The sequence below is a fragment of the Burkholderia sp. 10_S31 genome (assembly GCF_056930375.1).
In genome coordinates this window covers 2,962,652-2,978,151 of record NZ_JBXOWK010000003.1, presented here as the reverse complement: position 1 = coordinate 2,978,151, position 15,500 = coordinate 2,962,652, and the positions used below count along the sequence as shown (strand labels likewise).

Here is a 15,500-nt window from a genome sequence, read left to right as displayed (position 1 = left end):
ACATCCCGTGAGCAATTTCCTGATTCGCAAGGTCGCCGTGCTGGGCGCCGGCGTGATGGGCGCGCAGATCGCCGCGCACCTCGTCAACGCGCGCGTGCCGGTGCTGCTGTTCGACCTGCCGGCCAAGGAAGGCCCGAAAAACGCGATCGCGCTGAAGGCGATCGAGAACCTGAAGAAGCTGTCGCCCGCGCCGTTCGGCGTGAAGGACGACGCGAAATACCTCGAAGCCGCGAACTACGAAGACGACATCGCGAAGCTCGCCGAGTGCGACGTCGTGATCGAGGCGATCGCCGAGCGGATGGACTGGAAGCACGACCTGTACAAGAAGGTCGCGCCGCACCTCGCGCCGAACGCGATCTTCGCGACCAACACGTCGGGCCTGTCGATCACGAAGCTGTCCGAAGGTTTCTCGGACGAGCTGAAGTCACGCTTCTGCGGCGTGCACTTCTTCAACCCGCCGCGCTACATGCACCTCGTCGAGCTGATCCCGACCGCGCATACGCGTCCGGAGATCCTCGACCAGCTCGAAACCTTCCTGACGAGCATCGTCGGCAAGGGCGTCGTGCGCGCGAAGGATACGCCGAACTTCATCGCGAACCGCGTCGGGATCTTCTCGATCCTCGCGGTGATCACCGAGGCCGCGAAGTTCGGCCTGCGCTTCGACGAAGTCGACGACCTGACGGGCAGCCGCCTCGGCCGTGCGAAGTCGGCGACGTTCCGCACCGCGGACGTGGTCGGCCTCGACACGATGGCGCACGTGATCAAGACGATGCAGGACAACCTCGCCGACGATCCGTTCTTCCCGGTCTACCAGACGCCTGCCGTGCTCGCCGAGCTGGTGAAGCAGGGCGCGCTCGGCCAGAAGACGGGCGGCGGGTTCTACAAGAAGGAAGGCAAGGCGATCAAGGTGCTCGACGCGAAGACGGGCAGCTATGTGGATTCGGGCGCGAAGGCGGACGAAACCGTCGGCCGCATCCTGAAGCGTCCGCCGGCGGAGCGCCTGAAGCTGCTGCGTGAAACGGACCATCCGCACGCGCAGTTCCTGTGGTCGATCTTCCGCGACGTGTTCCACTACATCGGCGTGCATCTCGAGTCGATCGCCGACAACGCGCGCGACGTCGATCTCGCGATCCGCTGGGGCTTCGGCTGGAACGAAGGCCCGTTCGAAGGCTGGCAGGCCGCCGGCTGGAAGCAGGTCGCCGAGTGGGTGCAGGAAGACATCGCGGCCGGCAAGGCGCTCGCGAACGTGCCGCTGCCGTCGTGGGTGCTCGAAGGCCCGGTTGCCGAGAAGGGCGGCGTGCACACGGCCGAAGGCTCGTGGGCGCCGGCATCGCAGCGCTTCGTGCCGCGTTCGAACCTCGCCGTCTACGACAAGCAGGTATTCCGCGCGCCGCTGCTGGGCGAAGCGGGTGCCGATCCGAAGACGTACGGCAAGACGCTGTTCGAAACCGACGCGGTGCGTGCATGGGTCGACGACCGTGCGGGTGAAGACGACGTCGTGATCGTGTCGTTCAAGTCGAAGATGAACACGATCGGACCGAGCGTGATCGACGGCCTCGTGCAGGCGATCGAACTCGCGGAGAAGGACTACAAGGGCGTCGTGATCTGGCAGCCGACGTCGCTGAAGCTCGGCACGCCGGGCGGCCCGTTCTCGGCCGGCGCGAACCTCGAGGAGGCGATGCCCGCGTTCATGATGGGCGGCGCGAAGGGCATCGAGCCGTTCGTGAAGAAGTTCCAGGAAGGCATGCTGCGCGTGAAGTACGCGAACGTGCCGGTGGTGGCGGCCGTGTCGGGCATCGCGCTCGGCGGCGGGTGCGAGCTGATGCTGCACAGCGCGAAGCGCGTCGTGCACGTCGAGAGCTATATCGGCCTCGTCGAAGTAGGCGTCGGCCTCGTGCCGGCGGGCGGCGGCCTGAAGGAAGCGGCGCTGCGCGCGGCGGATGCCGCCACGGCCGCGAACGCGACCACCGACATCCTGAAGTTCGTCACGAAGTCGTTCGAGAACGCGGCGATGGCGAAGGTGTCGTCGTCGGCACACGATGCGCGCGCGATGGGTTACCTGAAGCCGTCCGACACGATCATCTTCAACGTGTTCGAACTGCTCGACACCGCGAAGAAGGAAGCGCGTGCGCTGGCCGCAACCGGCTACCGCGCACCGCTGCGCGCGAAGGACGTGCCGGTCGCAGGCCGCTCGGCGATCGCGACGATCAAGGCCTCGCTCGTCAACATGCGTGACGGCCGCTTCATCAGCGACCACGACTACCTGATCGCGAGCCGCATCGCCGAAGCCGTGTGCGGCGGCGACGTCGAAGCCGGCAGCCTCGTCGACGAGCAGTGGCTGCTCGCGCTCGAGCGCCGCGCGTTCGTCGAGCTGCTCGGCACGCAGAAGACGCAGGAACGGATCATGGGCATGTTGCAGACCGGCAAGCCGGTGCGTAACTGAGCGAGCGGATAAGGCAAGGAGTCTCAAATGAGCAAACAACTGCAAGACGCATACATCGTCGCCGCCAGCCGCACCCCGATCGGCAAGGCCCCGCGCGGTGTCTTCAAGAACACGCGCCCCGACGAGCTGCTGGTTCACGCGATCAAGTCGGCGGTCGCGCAGGTGCCCGGCTTCGACACGAAGCTGATCGAGGACGCGATCATCGGCTGCGCGATTCCGGAAGCCGAGCAGGGCCTGAACGTCGCGCGCATGGGCGCGCTGCTCGCGGGCCTGCCGCAGACGGTCGGCGGCGTGACGGTCAACCGCTTCTGCGCATCGGGCATCACGGCGCTGGCGATGGCGGCGGACCGCATCCGCGTCGGCGAATCGGACGCGATCTTCGCGGGCGGCTGCGAATCGATGAGCATGGTGCCGATGATGGGCAACAAGCCGTCGATGTCGCCGCACATCTTCGATCGCAATGAAGACTTCGGCATTGCGTACGGGATGGGCCTGACCGCCGAGCGCGTCGCCGAGCAGTGGAAGGTGAGCCGCGAAGACCAGGATGCGTTCTCGGTCGAATCGCACCGCAAGGCGCTCGCCGCGCAGCAGGCCGGCGAATTCGCCGACGAAATCGCCGCGTACACGATCACCGAGCGTTTCCCGAACCTCGCGACAGGCGTTGTCGACGTGAAGACGCGCGAGATCGCGCTCGACGAAGGTCCGCGCGCGGATACGTCGATCGAAGGCCTCGCGAAGCTGCGCACGGTGTTCGCGAACAAGGGCTCGGTCACGGCCGGCAACAGCTCGCAGACGTCGGACGGCGCGGGCGCACTGCTCGTCGTGTCGGAGAAGGTGCTCAAGGAATTCAACCTGACGCCGCTCGCGCGCTTCGTGAGCTTCGCGGTGCGCGGCGTGCCGCCGGAAATCATGGGCATCGGCCCGAAGGAGGCGATTCCGGCCGCGCTGAAGGCCGCGGGCCTGAAGCAGGACGATCTCGACTGGATCGAGCTGAACGAGGCATTCGCCGCGCAGTCGCTGGCGGTCATGCGCGATCTCGGCCTCGACCCGTCGAAGGTCAATCCGATGGGCGGCGCGATCGCGCTCGGTCACCCGCTTGGCGCGACCGGCGCGATCCGCGCGGCGACCGTCGTGCACGGCCTGCGCCGCCGCAACCTGAAGTACGGGATGGTCACGATGTGCGTCGGCACCGGCATGGGTGCGGCGGGCATCATCGAACGCCTGTAAGCGGGACGCGACGAAAATCGACGACGGTGCGCGGGCCACGAGCTCGCGCACCGTTTTTTCATTCCGGTAGAGGAAGTCAAAGGAGACGGTTGTGGCCGAAATTCAAGTGGAACGCGCCGACGGCGTGATGACGATCACGATCGCGCGCCCGGCGAAGAAGAACGCGCTGACGGCGGCGATGTACCAGACGATGGCCGATGCGCTCGCCGACGCGCAGGAAGACAAGGCGATCCGCGTGATCCTGCTGCGCGGCAGCGACGGCAACTTCAGTGCGGGGAACGATCTCGAGGATTTCCTGAAGACGCCGCCGAAGGACGAGAACGCGTCGGTGTTCCAGTTTCTCGCGCGCATCAGCAGCGCGACCAAGCCGATCGTCGCCGCAGTGCCGGGCCTCGCGATCGGCGTCGGCGTGACGATGCTGCTGCACTGCGATCTCGTCTACGCGGCCGACACCGCGACGTTCTCGCTGCCGTTCGCCCAGCTCGGGCTGTGCCCGGAAGCCGCATCGAGCGTGCTGCTGCCGCGCCTGGCCGGCCATCAGGTCGCCGCCGAAAAGCTGCTGCTAGGCGAAGCGTTCGACGCACTGGAGGCGCACCGGATCGGTATCGTCAATCGTGTGCTGCCGGCCGCCGAGCTCGACGCATTCACGGCGAAGCAGGCCGCGAAGCTCGCGGCGCTGCCGGCGTCGTCGCTGCGCGTGACGAAGGCACTGCTGAAGGAGACGGGCGGGGTGGCGGTTGCCGCGCGGATGACCGAGGAAGCCGGCCACTTCTCCGCAATGCTGCGCGCGCCGGAAGCACGCGAGGCGATGACGGCGTTCTTCGAGAAGCGCAAGCCGGATTTCCGTCAGTTCGACTGACGTGGCGGGCCGCGCCGGCGGGAACGCATCGGCGCGCCCGGTCGGGCGGCGTCAGGCCGTGCCGTAATCGACATGACCGGTTTCGCGGCAGAAGCTGACGAGGCGCAAACCGGCCGCCTTCGCGATCTGGATCGCGAGCGACGACGGCGCGGAGATCGTCGCGACCATCGGAATGCCGACCCGCGCCGACTTGCGCACGAGCTCGTAGCTCGCGCGGCTCGACAGGAACACGAAGCCGTCGGTCGCGTCGGCGCGCGCCAGCACGAGCGAGCCGATCAGCTTGTCGAGCGCGTTGTGGCGGCCGACATCCTCGAACGCCATCCGGATCGCGCCTGTTGCGTCGCACCACGCGGCCGCATGCAGGCCGCCGGTGAGCCGCGTGAGTGCCTGATGCGCCGGCAGCGCGTGCGCCGCGCGCGCGAGCGCGTCGGGCGCGAGGCGCGTGAGAAAGCCGGTGTCGGGCACCCGTTCGGGCGCGAGATCGAGCAGGTCGATGCTTTCGATCCCGCATACGCCGCAGCCGGTGCGGCCCGCGAGCGCGCGGCGGCGGTCCTTCAGTGCGGCGAACGCCTGCTGGACGACCTCCAGGTGCACCTCCGCATGCGGCAGCGGCGCGTCGGCGCGCAGGACCACCTCGATGTCCTTGATGTCGCTGCCGCGCTCGACGATCCCTTCCGAGATCGCGAAGCCGACCGCGAACGCCTCCAGGTCGCGCGGCGTGCACATCATCACCGCGTGCGAGATGCCGTTGAAGACCAGCGCGACCGGCCATTCCTGGCCCACGTAGTCGTGCGCGGTTTCGACCGCGCCGCCGCGCGTGCGGCGCACGGACAGCTCGATCGCGCCGCGCGGTTCTTCTGTTTCAGTCGGATTCACGAGCACTCCCGTTGATTCGAAGCGGGGGCGGCGACGATCGTGTGCGCCGCTCGCGCGCAGAGGTTCTAAAATACCTCAGGCAGGCCGGCCGCGCCGGCATCCGCCACTCAGGTAACGACCATGGGACTCAGCGACGCTCCGCTGCTATTCAATTTCGAACACGATTCGTCGGAAAACCTGACGTACATCCCGATGATCGTGCGTTTCAATCTCGACCGTTTCGGTCTGCGGATTTCACTGGAGCAGTGGCAGCTGCTGCCGCTCGAGGACCGCAAGCTGCTCGCGCGCTTTCCGGCCGACGAGGACACCGCGATCGAGCCCAACTTCGATCACGCGCTGTTCGAAATGCTGCGCACGCATGCCGACCTCGAACCGTCGTGGTTCCAGCCGGACGAGCAGCCGAGCTGGCGTGCGACCGACACGGTGCCGGACGCGCTCGTGCAGCAAAGCGCGCTGGCCGGGCTGCCGGCGCCCGCGCTCGCGCAGTGGCAGCGGCTCGCGCCGTTCCAGCGCTACGTACTGATGAAGCTGTCGCGCAAGCCGAAGCTCAACCACGACTTCCTGCCTGCGATGCGGGAGTTCGGGCTGACGGCCATGCACTGACACCCGCGGGCAACGCCACAGCGCGGCGCGTGCGGGTCAGAGCGGCGGCAGCTGGCGCGGCTTGCGGTCGGGGTCGGTCGCGACGTAGGTGAGCGTCGCTTCGGTGACCTTCACGATTTCGCCCATCAGGCGCATGCGCTGCGCGTACACCTCGACGTCGACCGTCACCGACGTGTTGCCGGTGCGCGTGATGGTGGCGTAGAAGCTCAGCAGGTCGCCGACGAACACCGGCTGCTTGAACACGAACGAATTGACCGCGACCGTCGCGACGCGGCCGTTCGCGCGCTGGCTCGCGGGAATCGAGCCGGCGATGTCGACCTGCGACATGATCCATCCGCCGAATACGTCGCCATGGACGTTCGCGTCGTGCGGTTGCGGGACGACGCGCAGCGCGGGCTGCTTTTGCGGAAGTTCGAGGGTCAAATCGGTCATGGCGGGGGCTTTCATCCTGTAATAAATGCGCCGCCGCGCGCAGGCCGGCCGGCGTGGCCGCCGGCAGCGGCGCGAAGCGGCTTCTGCGACAATACAACGTTCGCAAATTGTACGAGAAAGCGGGTGAGTCGGCCGCCGCAGCACGCGTCCGGCACCGCCGCCGATCCTTCCCCCCATGCGCCGATATTCCGCTTCCGGCGAGCCGCCGCCGGCTCCGACCGGGCCTCGCAACGACTGGCAGACCATCCGGTCGCTGCTGCCGTACCTGGCCACCTACAAATGGCGCGTCGCGCTCGCGCTCGGCTGCCTGATCGGCGCGAAGGTCGCGAACCTAGGCGTGCCGGTCGTGATGAAGCGCATCGTCGATCACCTGTCCGCCGTGCAGCAGCTCACCGCGCTCGGCCGCGCCGAGCAGTCGGCCGGCATCGTGCTCGCGGGCGGCGTCGGCCTGCTGGTCGTCGCGTATGCGCTCGTCCGGCTGTCGACGTCGCTCTTCACCGAGCTGCGCGAGATCCTGTTCTCGAAGGTCACCGAGAGCGCGGTGCGCCAGCTCGCGCTGCAGGTGTTCCGGCATCTGCACGGGCTGTCGCTGCGCTTCCATCTCGAGCGCCAGACGGGCGGCATGTCGCGCGACATCGAGCGCGGCACGCGCGGCATCCAGCAACTGATTTCCTATTCGCTGTACAGCATCCTGCCGACGCTCGTCGAGGTCGGGCTCGTGCTCGGCTTCTTCGTGGTCAAGTACGAGGCCTATTACGCGTACGTGACGTTCGCGGCGCTCGTCACGTACATCGTGTTCACCGTGAAGGTCACCAACTGGCGCACGCACTTTCGCCGCACGATGAACGAGCTCGATTCGCGCGCGAACTCGCGGGCGATCGATTCGCTGATCAACTACGAGACGGTGAAGTACTTCGGCAACGAGGAGTGGGAGGCGCAGCGCTACGACGAGAACCTGAAGCGCTATCGCAAGGCCGCGATCCGCTCGCAGAACTCGCTGTCGGTGCTGAACTTCGGCCAGCAGGCGATCATCGGCACCGGGCTCGTGTTCATCCTGTGGCGCGCGACGCAGGGCGTGCTGGCAGGCAAGCTGACGCTCGGCGATCTCGTGCTGATCAACACGTTCATGCTGCAGCTGTACATCCCGCTGAATTTTCTCGGCGTCGTGTATCGCGAACTGAAGCAGAGCCTCACCGACATGGACCGGATGTTCGGGCTGCTGTCGTCCGCCAAGGAAGTCGCGGACGCGCCCGACGCGCGGCCGCTCGCGGTGGCCGGCGCGCAGGTGCGCTTCGAGCACGTGAACTTCTCGTACGAGGCGTCGCGCCCAATCCTGCACGACGTGACGTTTACGATCGACGCGGGCACGACGACTGCGGTGGTCGGTCACAGCGGGTCCGGCAAGTCGACGCTGTCGCGGCTGCTGTTCCGTTTCTACGATCTCGACCGGCAGGCGGGCGGCGCGATCCGGATCGACGGCCAGGACATTCGTGACGTCACGCAGGACTCGCTGCGCGCGTCGATCGGGATCGTGCCGCAGGATACCGTGCTGTTCAACGACTCGATCTACTACAACATCGCGTACGGCCGGCCGACCGCGAGCCGCGACGAAGTGATCGCGGCCGCGCGCGCCGCGCACATCCACGACTTCATCGAGAGCTTGCCGAAGGGCTATGACACGCCGGTCGGCGAGCGCGGGCTGAAGCTGTCGGGCGGCGAGAAGCAGCGCGTCGCGATCGCGCGCACGCTGCTGAAGGATCCGCCGGTGCTGCTGTTCGACGAGGCGACGTCGGCGCTCGACTCGCGCTCGGAGCGCGCGATCCAGCACGAGCTCGACCAGATCGCGCGGCATCGTACGACGCTCGTGATCGCGCACCGGCTGTCGACGGTCGTGCATGCGCAGCAGATCCTCGTGATGGACCACGGGCGCATCGTCGAGCGCGGCACGCACGACGAACTCGTGCGCGCCGACGGGCTGTACGCGCAGATGTGGGCGCTGCAGCAGCAGCGCGCGGCAGCGGGCGGGGAGGCGGCCGAGGCCGCGTGAGCGTGGTTGCCGCGCGGCGGGAGCGGATGGTTTGCCGGCTGTCCGGGATCGGGCGGCGTTACGCCGCCATCACGGCCGGGTGACCCGGCGGAGCGTCCGCGGTATTCGATCCCCGGGTCGGCCTGCCGCCGATCGAGCGGACCGTTATCGGTCTTTCCGGCCATTGGCTGCCGCGCCGGGTGACCCGGCGCGGTCAGCCGCGAAACGATCAGCCCGCGGCGGCGCGCAGCCGCGCGTCGAGCTCGCCGAGCTGCGTGGGCGTGCCGACGTTCTCCCAGATACCTTCATACAATTCGCCGGTCGCAAGGCCGGCCTCGATCGCCGCGCGATAGTACGGCGTCAACGCGCGGCGCGTGCCGGGCGTGAGATCGCGGAACATCCGCGTGTCGTACAGGCCGATGTTGCCGAACGTGAGCCGTGCGGCGCCGTCGAGCGACAGGTGGCCGTCGCTGCCGAGCGCGAAGTCGCCGGTCGGGTGGAACGGCGGGTTCGGCACCATCACCAGATGCATCGCCGGCGCGTCGAGCGCGGCCATCGGGGCCGCACGCGACGCCAGCGTCCGGTAGTCGAATGCGCAGAACACGTCTCCGCTGACCGCCGCGAACACCATCGGCTGGCCGTCGCGTTCGAGCAGCGGCAGCGCCTGCGCGATGCCGCCGGCGGTTTCCAGCGCTTCGCCTTCGGCCGAATACGCGAGCCGCACGCCCCAGCGCGAGCCGTCGCCGAGCGTCGTCTCGAGCTGTTCGCCGAGCCATGCGTGGTTGATCACGATCGTCTCGACGCCCGCGCGTGCGAGCGCTTCGATCTGCCAGACGATCAGCGGCTTGCCGCCCGCTTCGAGCAGCGGCTTCGGGCGGGTGTCGGTCAGCGGGCGCATCCGTTCGCCGCGCCCGGCGGCGAAGATCATCGCCGTGGTCAGGGTAGTGCTCATGTTCGGCTGAAGGTGGGGACGGTGAGGGCGGTCAGAACGTATAGCCGACGTCGGCCGCCGCCTTGCCCTCGAGCTCGTCGAGCAGCTTCGCGAACGGCACGAGCGGGCGGTAGCGCAGCGCGACCTTGCGCGCATAGATCAGGAACCGCGGCAGGTCGTTCAGGTAGTGCGGCTTGCCGTCTCGGTAGTTGATGCGCGCGAACAGGCCGAGGATCTTGATGTGGCGCTGCAGCCCCATCCATTCGAGCTGACGGTAGAACTCGCCGAAATCCGGGTCGACCGGCAGGCCGGCCTTCTTCGCCTTTTCCCAGTAGTACGCGAAGCAATCGAGCTCGAACTCCTCATCCCAGCTGATGAACGCGTCGCGCAGCAGCGACACGACGTCATACGTCAGCGGCCCGTACACGGCGTCCTGGAAGTCGAGCACGCCCGGGTTCGGCTCGCAGACCATCAGGTTGCGCGGCATGAAATCGCGCAGCATGAAACCTTGCGGCTGCGCATGGGCGCTCGCGACCAGCAGCGCGAAGGTGCGGTCGAGCGTGCCGCGCATCGCGTCGGTGACGGGCTTGCCGAGGTGCCGGCCGACGAACCATTCGGGCAGCAGCTCCATCTCGCGGCGCAGGAACGCCTCGTCGAACGGCGGCAGCACGTCCGGCTTCGAGCTCAGCTGGAAGCGGATCAGCGCGTCGAGCGCGTCGCGCATCAGCGGGCGTGCCGCGACCGGGTCGGCCGGATCGAGCACCGAGATGTACGACGTGCGGCCGAGGTCGGTCACGAGCATGAAGCCTGCGTCGAAGTCATGGGCCAGCACGTCGGGCACGTGGTCGCCGGCCGCGGCGAGCAGCTGCGCGACCTGGACGAATTCGCGGCACTTCTCGGGCGGCGGCGCGTCGACCGCGACCAGCGAGCCGCCGGGGCTCGTGGCCGACGCGACACGGAAATAGCGGCGGAAACTGGCGTCCGACGACGCGGGCGCGAGGGTCGACAGGTCGAGGGCGAAGCGCTCGGCGAGCGGGCGCAGCCACGCGGTAAGCGCTTCGAGGCGGGCGTCGGGCTGGGATGCGGCGGATGGGGGCGTCATGAAACTCGGCGGAGGGGGGAACGTCTTGCCATATAATACCCCACGACTTTTTTGACGCGCCCCGCGTCAGCTTCCGCCGTGCAGGCCCACCGCCTGTCGCGCCGTCCGCCCGATCGCCTCCCCGGTTTGCGCACAGCCGCAGTCGCGGTGCGACGGCGCGGCCCGCCGCGCGCGAATGTGCCGTGCAGGTGCGGTTGACAAGGGGCGATTCGCCAAACGATAGATGCCGCCCAAACCGCTATTCCCGAATGTCTTCCCCGGTGACGGGGCGCCGCGCAAACGGCGGCTCGCGCTCGCACTCCTGGCCGTGCCCGGCCTGGTGCCGGCCGTGTCGTACGCGCAGCTGTCGGGCGCGGCCGCGCAGCCGCAGCCGCTCGACTCGCCGTGGGACCTGCGTCTCGCCCCGCAGCTCGAGGATCATCCGCTGAAGGACGGTGCGAAGCCGGCCACCTTCGTGATCGCCGACCATACGAGCGGCACGGCCGACCAGGATCTGGCCGCGAAGGGCTCGGCCGAGCTGCGCCGTGGCGACGCGGTCGTGAAGGCCGACGCGCTCCACTACGATCAGGATACCGACATGGCCGATGCGTACGGCCAGGTCAAGGTGATCAACGGCGGCACGTCGTTCGCGGGCCCCGAAGCGCATCTGAAGGTCGAGGCGAATCAGGGCTTCATGACGGCGCCGAAGTATCACTTCAACGTGACGGGCGGGTCCGGCAGCGCGGAGCGCGTCGACCTGCTCGACAGCGAGCGCTCGGTGTTCGTCAACGGCACCTACACCGCGTGCCAGTGCTCGACGAACCCCGCGTGGTACATCAAGGGCAGCCGCTTCGACTTCGATACGGGTGCCGACGAAGGCACCGCGCGCAACGGCGTGCTGTTCTTCCAGGGCGTGCCGATCTTCGCGAGCCCGTGGATGACGTTCCCGCTGTCGGGCGAGCGGCGCAGCGGCCTGCTGCCGCCGACGTTCTCGATGAACTCGAACAACGGGTTCGAGCTGACGCTGCCGTACTACTTCAACATCGCACCGAACCGCGACCTGACGATCACGCCGCGGATCATCTCGCGGCGCGGCGTGCAGACCGAAGCGACGTTCCGCTACCTGTCGCCGACGTATTCGGGCACGTTTACGGCCAATTACCTGCCGGACGACCGGCTCGCGCACCGCGACCGCTACGCGATCTACTGGCAGCACCAGCAGAACTTCGGCGGCGGTTTCGGCGGCTACGTCTACTTCAACAAGGTCTCGGACAACACGTATCCCGAAGACCTTGGGGCGATGAACCAGTTCATCAACGGGACGCAGACGCTGTACCAGCAGGAAGCCGGCCTCACGTACAACAACGGCCCGTGGTCGGTGCTCGCGCGCTACCAGCACTGGCAGACGCTGCCGCCGTCGATCGCGCCGTACAGCCGCGAACCGCAGTTGAACGTGAAGTACACGAAGTACAACGTCGGCGGCTTCGACTTCGGCGCGGAAGCCGACTATTCGCGGTTCCGCATCACGACCGCCGATGCGACCGAAGGCGACCGGATCGTCTTCAACCCGTACATCGCGTACGGCGTGTACGGCCCTGGCTACTTCGTCGTGCCGAAGGTCCAGTACCACTTCGCGTCGTACGACCTGAACTACCTGTCGTCGAGCACGCCGAACAGCCCGAAGCGCTTCACCGAGTCGATCCCGACCGTGAGCTTCGACTCGGGCCTGATCTTCGACCGCTCGGTGCGCCTGTTCGGCCAGGACTTCATCCAGACCCTCGAGCCGCGCCTGTACTACGTGTACACGCCGTATCGCGACCAGTCGAACGCGCCGCTGTTCGACACCGCGGAATCGGACTTCGGCCTCGCGGAGATCTACCAGCCGAACACGTTCGTCGGCAACGACCGGATCGCGGACGCGAACCGGATCACGGCCGGCCTGACGTCGCGCTTCATCGATCCGCGCACCGGCGACGAACGCGCGCGTTTCGTGGTCGCGCAGCAGTACTACTTCGCCGACCAGCGCGTCACGCTGAACTCGGGCCAGAGCGCCGTGCAGGCGCGCCACTCCGACCTGATCGTCGGCGCCGCGCTGAAGCTCGGCTCCGGCTTCATGTCGGAGACGGCGTTCCAGTACAACCAGAACAACAACCAGCTCGTGAAGTCGAGCATCGGTTTCGGTTTCAGCCCGGGCGAGCGCCGCGTGATCAACGTCGGCTACCGCTATACGCGGGCGAACACGACGCTCGACAACCAGCCGATCAACCAGTTCCTGGTGTCCGCGCAATGGCCGCTCACGCGCCGCCTGTATGCGATCGGCCGCTTCAACTACGACCTGGCCGGCGACCGGATCGTCGATGGTCTGCTCGGCTTACAATACGACGCGGATTGCTGGGCGCTCGGGGTCGGTGTCCAGCGCTATGCGAACGGCGTGAACACGTCGGGGCAGCAGAACTCGTCGACGCGATTCATGATGCAGCTGACGCTGAAGGGGCTGTCGAGCGTCGACAACGGTCTCGTGGCCGCATTCCGCGCCGGGGTGCCGGGCTACACGCCGCTGCCGTCCGCGCCGCCGCCGATGTCCCGCTTCAGCAACTACGAGTAACGCCGGCTTGTCTGCACCGGTCAGCACGATTTCAATGGAGTATCAGTGGCAATGAAGAAAACCCTTCGTTTCGCGGCAGTCGTGTCCAGCCTCGCCGCGTCCGCCGCGCTGCTCGCCGCCGCGCCGGCCGCGGCGCAGGCGCTCGGTTCGCACGGCGCGCAGCTCACCGACGAAGTCGTCGCGGTCGTCAACAACGACGTGATCACGGGCCGCGAACTCGACCAGCGCGTCGGCCTGATCTCGCGCCGGCTGCAGCAGCAGAACGCGCCCGTGCCGCCGGCCGACCAGCTGCGCGCGCAGGTGCTGAACCAGATGGTGCTCGAACGCATCCAGGTGCAGAAGGCCAAGGACGACGGGATCCGCGTCGACGACGCGACCGTGCAGTCCACGCTGCAGCGCCTCGCGCAGGCGAACGGGATGCCGCTCGAACAGTATCGCGCGCGTCTCGAGGCGCAGGGCGTGCCCTGGAGCGTGTTCACGAGCGACGCGCGCACCGAGCTGATGCTGTCGAAGCTGCGCGAGCGCGAGGTCGACGGCAAGATCACCGTGTCGGACGCCGAGGTCGCGAACTACATCGCGAGCCAGCGCGGGCCGAACGCATCGCAGCAGCAGGACCTGCGCTTCCAGCACATCTTCATCAAGGCGCCGACCAACGCGCCGCAGGCCGAGATCGAAGCGGCGCAGAAGAAGGCCGACGCGCTGTTGCAGCAGGCTACGTCGGGCGCCGATTTCGAGAAGCTCGCGAAGAACAATTCGGAAGCGAACGACGCGAAGAAGGGCGGCGACCTCGGCTTCAAGGCGCCGAGCGCGCTGCCGGCCGACGTCGTCGAAGCCGCATCGAAGCTGCGCCCGGGCCAGGTCAACCCGACGCTGATCCGCGTGCCGGACGGCTTCGAGATCGTGCGCCTCGTCGACCGCCGCCAGAGCCAGGGCGCGACCGCCGCGGCACCGAAGATCGTCCAGACGCACGTGCGCCACATCCTGTTGCGCGTCGGCGAAGGCAAGTCGGAAGGCCAGGCGCGTCAGCAACTGCTGGACATCCGCAAGCAGGTCGAGGCCGGCGGCGATTTCGCGAAGTTCGCGCGCACTTACTCGCAGGACGGTTCCGCGTCGCAGGGCGGCGATCTGGGCTGGATCAGCCCGGGCGAGACCGTGCCGGAATTCGAGCGCGCGATGAACAACCTGCAGGACGGCCAGATCAGCCAGCCGGTGCGTACCGAGTACGGCTATCACCTGATCCAGGTGATCGACCGCCGCGACGCGGAAGGCTCGGTGCAGCAGCAGATGGATATCGCACGCCAGGCGATCGGCCAGCGCAAGGCCGAGCAGGCGTATGCCGACTGGCTGCGCGAACTGCGCGATTCGTCGTACGTGCAGTACAAGATCGGCGGCGTCGGCCCGGCGAACTGAGCGAGCTTCACATGACGGCATCCGCGCTGCAGATCGCGATCACGACTGGCGAACCCGCGGGGGTCGGCCCGGAACTGACCGTACAGGCGCTGCGAGATGCCGCACGGCGCTGGCCCGGCGCGCATTTCACCGTGCTCGGCGATGCCGCGCTGCTCGATGCGCGTGCGGCGGCCGTCGGGGCCGACCGGGCGGTGCTCGCCGGTGGCGGGTCGGTGTCGGTCGAGCATCATCCGCTTGCCGTGCCCGCGCAGGCGGGCAAGCTCGACGCGGCCAACGGCCGCTACGTGCTCGGGCTGCTCGATGCCGCGATCGATGGCGCGGTGGCGGGCCGGTTCGACGCGATCGTCACCGCACCGCTGCAGAAGAGCACGATCAACGATGCCGGCGTGCCGTTTACTGGCCATACCGAATACCTGGCGGAACGCACGCACACGCCGCGCGTCGTCATGATGCTGGCAGGTACGGGCGAGCGGCCGCTGCGCGTCGCGCTCGCGACCACGCACCTGCCGCTGAAGGACGTGTCGGCCGCGCTGACGATCGACGGGCTCGTCGAGACGCTGGCGATCGTCGATCGCGACCTGCGGCGCGACTTCGGTCTCGCGGCGCCGCGCATCCTCGTGACCGGGCTGAACCCGCACGCGGGCGAGAACGGGTACCTCGGCCGCGAGGAAATCGACGTGATCTCGCCGGCGCTCGCGCGCGCGAAAGCGCAGGGCATCGACGCGCGCGGCCCGTATCCGGCCGACACGCTATTCCAGCCGCGCCATCTCGAGGACGCCGATTGCGTGCTCGCGATGTTCCACGATCAGGGCTTGCCCGTGCTGAAGTATGCGACGTTCGGCGAGGGCATCAACGTCACGCTCGGGCTGCCGATCATCCGCACGTCGGTCGATCACGGCACCGCGCTGGATCTGGCCGGCACGGGCCGCGCGGATCCGGGCAGCATGGTCGCCGCGCTCGACACGGCCGTCACGATGGCGCGCCATCGCCGCGCGTCCTGACGCACA

The 15,500-nt window shown here is 68.0% G+C and carries 12 protein-coding genes; 8 read left to right on the top strand and 4 right to left on the bottom strand.

Annotation, left to right across the window (positions count from 1 at the left end; genetic code table 11):
* Positions 1 to 7 precede the first annotated feature (7 nt).
* From AC1Z3W_RS34025 to AC1Z3W_RS34015, 3 genes are all read left to right on the top strand, one after another.
* Positions 8 to 2,443 (top strand): 3-hydroxyacyl-CoA dehydrogenase/enoyl-CoA hydratase family protein, encoded by a 2,436-nt coding sequence (locus AC1Z3W_RS34025; RefSeq protein WP_483509389.1) that lies wholly within the window; start codon positions 8 to 10, stop codon positions 2,441 to 2,443.
* A 27-nt stretch (positions 2,444 to 2,470) separates the two neighbouring features.
* Positions 2,471 to 3,670, top strand: a complete 1,200-nt coding sequence (locus AC1Z3W_RS34020) for an acetyl-CoA C-acyltransferase (protein WP_124833628.1) — start codon at positions 2,471 to 2,473, stop codon at positions 3,668 to 3,670.
* Positions 3,671 to 3,761: 91 nt separating this feature from the next.
* Positions 3,762 to 4,529 (top strand): enoyl-CoA hydratase, encoded by a 768-nt coding sequence (locus AC1Z3W_RS34015; RefSeq protein WP_124833629.1) that lies wholly within the window; start codon positions 3,762 to 3,764, stop codon positions 4,527 to 4,529.
* A 51-nt stretch (positions 4,530 to 4,580) separates the two neighbouring features.
* Here the strand turns inward: AC1Z3W_RS34015 and fdhD are convergent, their stop codons facing one another.
* A complete protein-coding gene (gene fdhD, locus AC1Z3W_RS34010; protein ID WP_483509388.1) occupies positions 4,581 to 5,411 on the bottom strand; it encodes a formate dehydrogenase accessory sulfurtransferase FdhD in 831 nt (276 codons plus the stop codon).
* A 114-nt stretch (positions 5,412 to 5,525) separates the two neighbouring features.
* Here fdhD and AC1Z3W_RS34005 point away from each other — a divergent pair, with 114 nt between their 5' ends.
* The gene (locus tag AC1Z3W_RS34005) at positions 5,526 to 6,008 is read left to right on the top strand and encodes a nitrate reductase associated protein (RefSeq protein ID WP_057926594.1); all 483 of its coding nucleotides are present in this window, start codon (positions 5,526 to 5,528) and stop codon (positions 6,006 to 6,008) included.
* A gap of 36 nt (positions 6,009 to 6,044) precedes the next feature.
* Here AC1Z3W_RS34005 and AC1Z3W_RS34000 read toward each other — a convergent pair whose 3' ends face one another.
* Entirely contained in the window at positions 6,045 to 6,440 is a 396-nt protein-coding gene (locus AC1Z3W_RS34000; RefSeq protein ID WP_057926595.1) for an acyl-CoA thioesterase, read from the bottom strand.
* 175 nt (positions 6,441 to 6,615) lie between these two features.
* Between AC1Z3W_RS34000 and AC1Z3W_RS33995 the strand changes: the two genes are divergently transcribed.
* Positions 6,616 to 8,487 carry an ABCB family ABC transporter ATP-binding protein/permease gene (locus AC1Z3W_RS33995; protein ID WP_057926596.1) on the top strand — a complete coding sequence of 624 codons (1,872 nt, stop codon included), beginning with the start codon at positions 6,616 to 6,618 and terminating at the stop codon, positions 8,485 to 8,487.
* Between the two features lie 208 nt (positions 8,488 to 8,695).
* Here the strand turns inward: AC1Z3W_RS33995 and murU are convergent, their stop codons facing one another.
* Together murU and AC1Z3W_RS33985 are read right to left on the bottom strand one after the other, a co-directional pair.
* The gene (gene murU, locus AC1Z3W_RS33990; protein ID WP_057926597.1) at positions 8,696 to 9,418 is read right to left on the bottom strand and encodes an N-acetylmuramate alpha-1-phosphate uridylyltransferase MurU; all 723 of its coding nucleotides are present in this window, start codon (positions 9,416 to 9,418) and stop codon (positions 8,696 to 8,698) included.
* A 31-nt stretch (positions 9,419 to 9,449) separates the two neighbouring features.
* Positions 9,450 to 10,499, bottom strand: a complete 1,050-nt coding sequence (locus AC1Z3W_RS33985; RefSeq protein WP_057926598.1) for an aminoglycoside phosphotransferase family protein — start codon at positions 10,497 to 10,499, stop codon at positions 9,450 to 9,452.
* 223 nt (positions 10,500 to 10,722) lie between these two features.
* Here AC1Z3W_RS33985 and AC1Z3W_RS33980 point away from each other — a divergent pair, with 223 nt between their 5' ends.
* Genes AC1Z3W_RS33980 through pdxA form a run of 3 tightly spaced genes read left to right on the top strand, consistent with a single transcriptional unit; the run spans position 10,723 to position 15,494 of the window.
* On the top strand, positions 10,723 to 13,083 hold the full coding sequence (locus AC1Z3W_RS33980) for an LPS-assembly protein LptD (protein WP_483509387.1): 2,361 nt from the start codon (positions 10,723 to 10,725) through the stop codon (positions 13,081 to 13,083).
* A 51-nt stretch (positions 13,084 to 13,134) separates the two neighbouring features.
* On the top strand, positions 13,135 to 14,493 hold the full coding sequence (locus tag AC1Z3W_RS33975; protein ID WP_057926600.1) for a peptidylprolyl isomerase: 1,359 nt from the start codon (positions 13,135 to 13,137) through the stop codon (positions 14,491 to 14,493).
* Between the two features lie 11 nt (positions 14,494 to 14,504).
* On the top strand, positions 14,505 to 15,494 hold the full coding sequence (gene pdxA, locus AC1Z3W_RS33970; protein WP_057926601.1) for a 4-hydroxythreonine-4-phosphate dehydrogenase PdxA: 990 nt from the start codon (positions 14,505 to 14,507) through the stop codon (positions 15,492 to 15,494).
* Positions 15,495 to 15,500: the final 6 nt, after the last annotated feature.

Excerpts from the sequence above, each read along its gene's own strand:
- AC1Z3W_RS34020 (WP_124833628.1), top strand. The coding sequence starts at position 2,471 with ATGAGCAAACAACTGCAAGACGCATACATCGTCGCCGCCAGCCGCACC.
- AC1Z3W_RS34005 (WP_057926594.1), top strand. The coding sequence starts at position 5,526 with ATGGGACTCAGCGACGCTCCGCTGCTATTCAATTTCGAACACGATTCG.
- AC1Z3W_RS34000 (WP_057926595.1), bottom strand. The coding sequence starts at position 6,440 with ATGACCGATTTGACCCTCGAACTTCCGCAAAAGCAGCCCGCGCTGCGC.
- AC1Z3W_RS33995 (WP_057926596.1), top strand. The coding sequence starts at position 6,616 with ATGCGCCGATATTCCGCTTCCGGCGAGCCGCCGCCGGCTCCGACCGGG.
- murU (WP_057926597.1), bottom strand. The coding sequence starts at position 9,418 with ATGAGCACTACCCTGACCACGGCGATGATCTTCGCCGCCGGGCGCGGC.
- AC1Z3W_RS33985 (WP_057926598.1), bottom strand. The coding sequence starts at position 10,499 with ATGACGCCCCCATCCGCCGCATCCCAGCCCGACGCCCGCCTCGAAGCG.
- AC1Z3W_RS33980 (WP_483509387.1), top strand. The coding sequence starts at position 10,723 with ATGCCGCCCAAACCGCTATTCCCGAATGTCTTCCCCGGTGACGGGGCG.
- AC1Z3W_RS33975 (WP_057926600.1), top strand. The coding sequence starts at position 13,135 with ATGAAGAAAACCCTTCGTTTCGCGGCAGTCGTGTCCAGCCTCGCCGCG.
- pdxA (WP_057926601.1), top strand. The coding sequence starts at position 14,505 with ATGACGGCATCCGCGCTGCAGATCGCGATCACGACTGGCGAACCCGCG.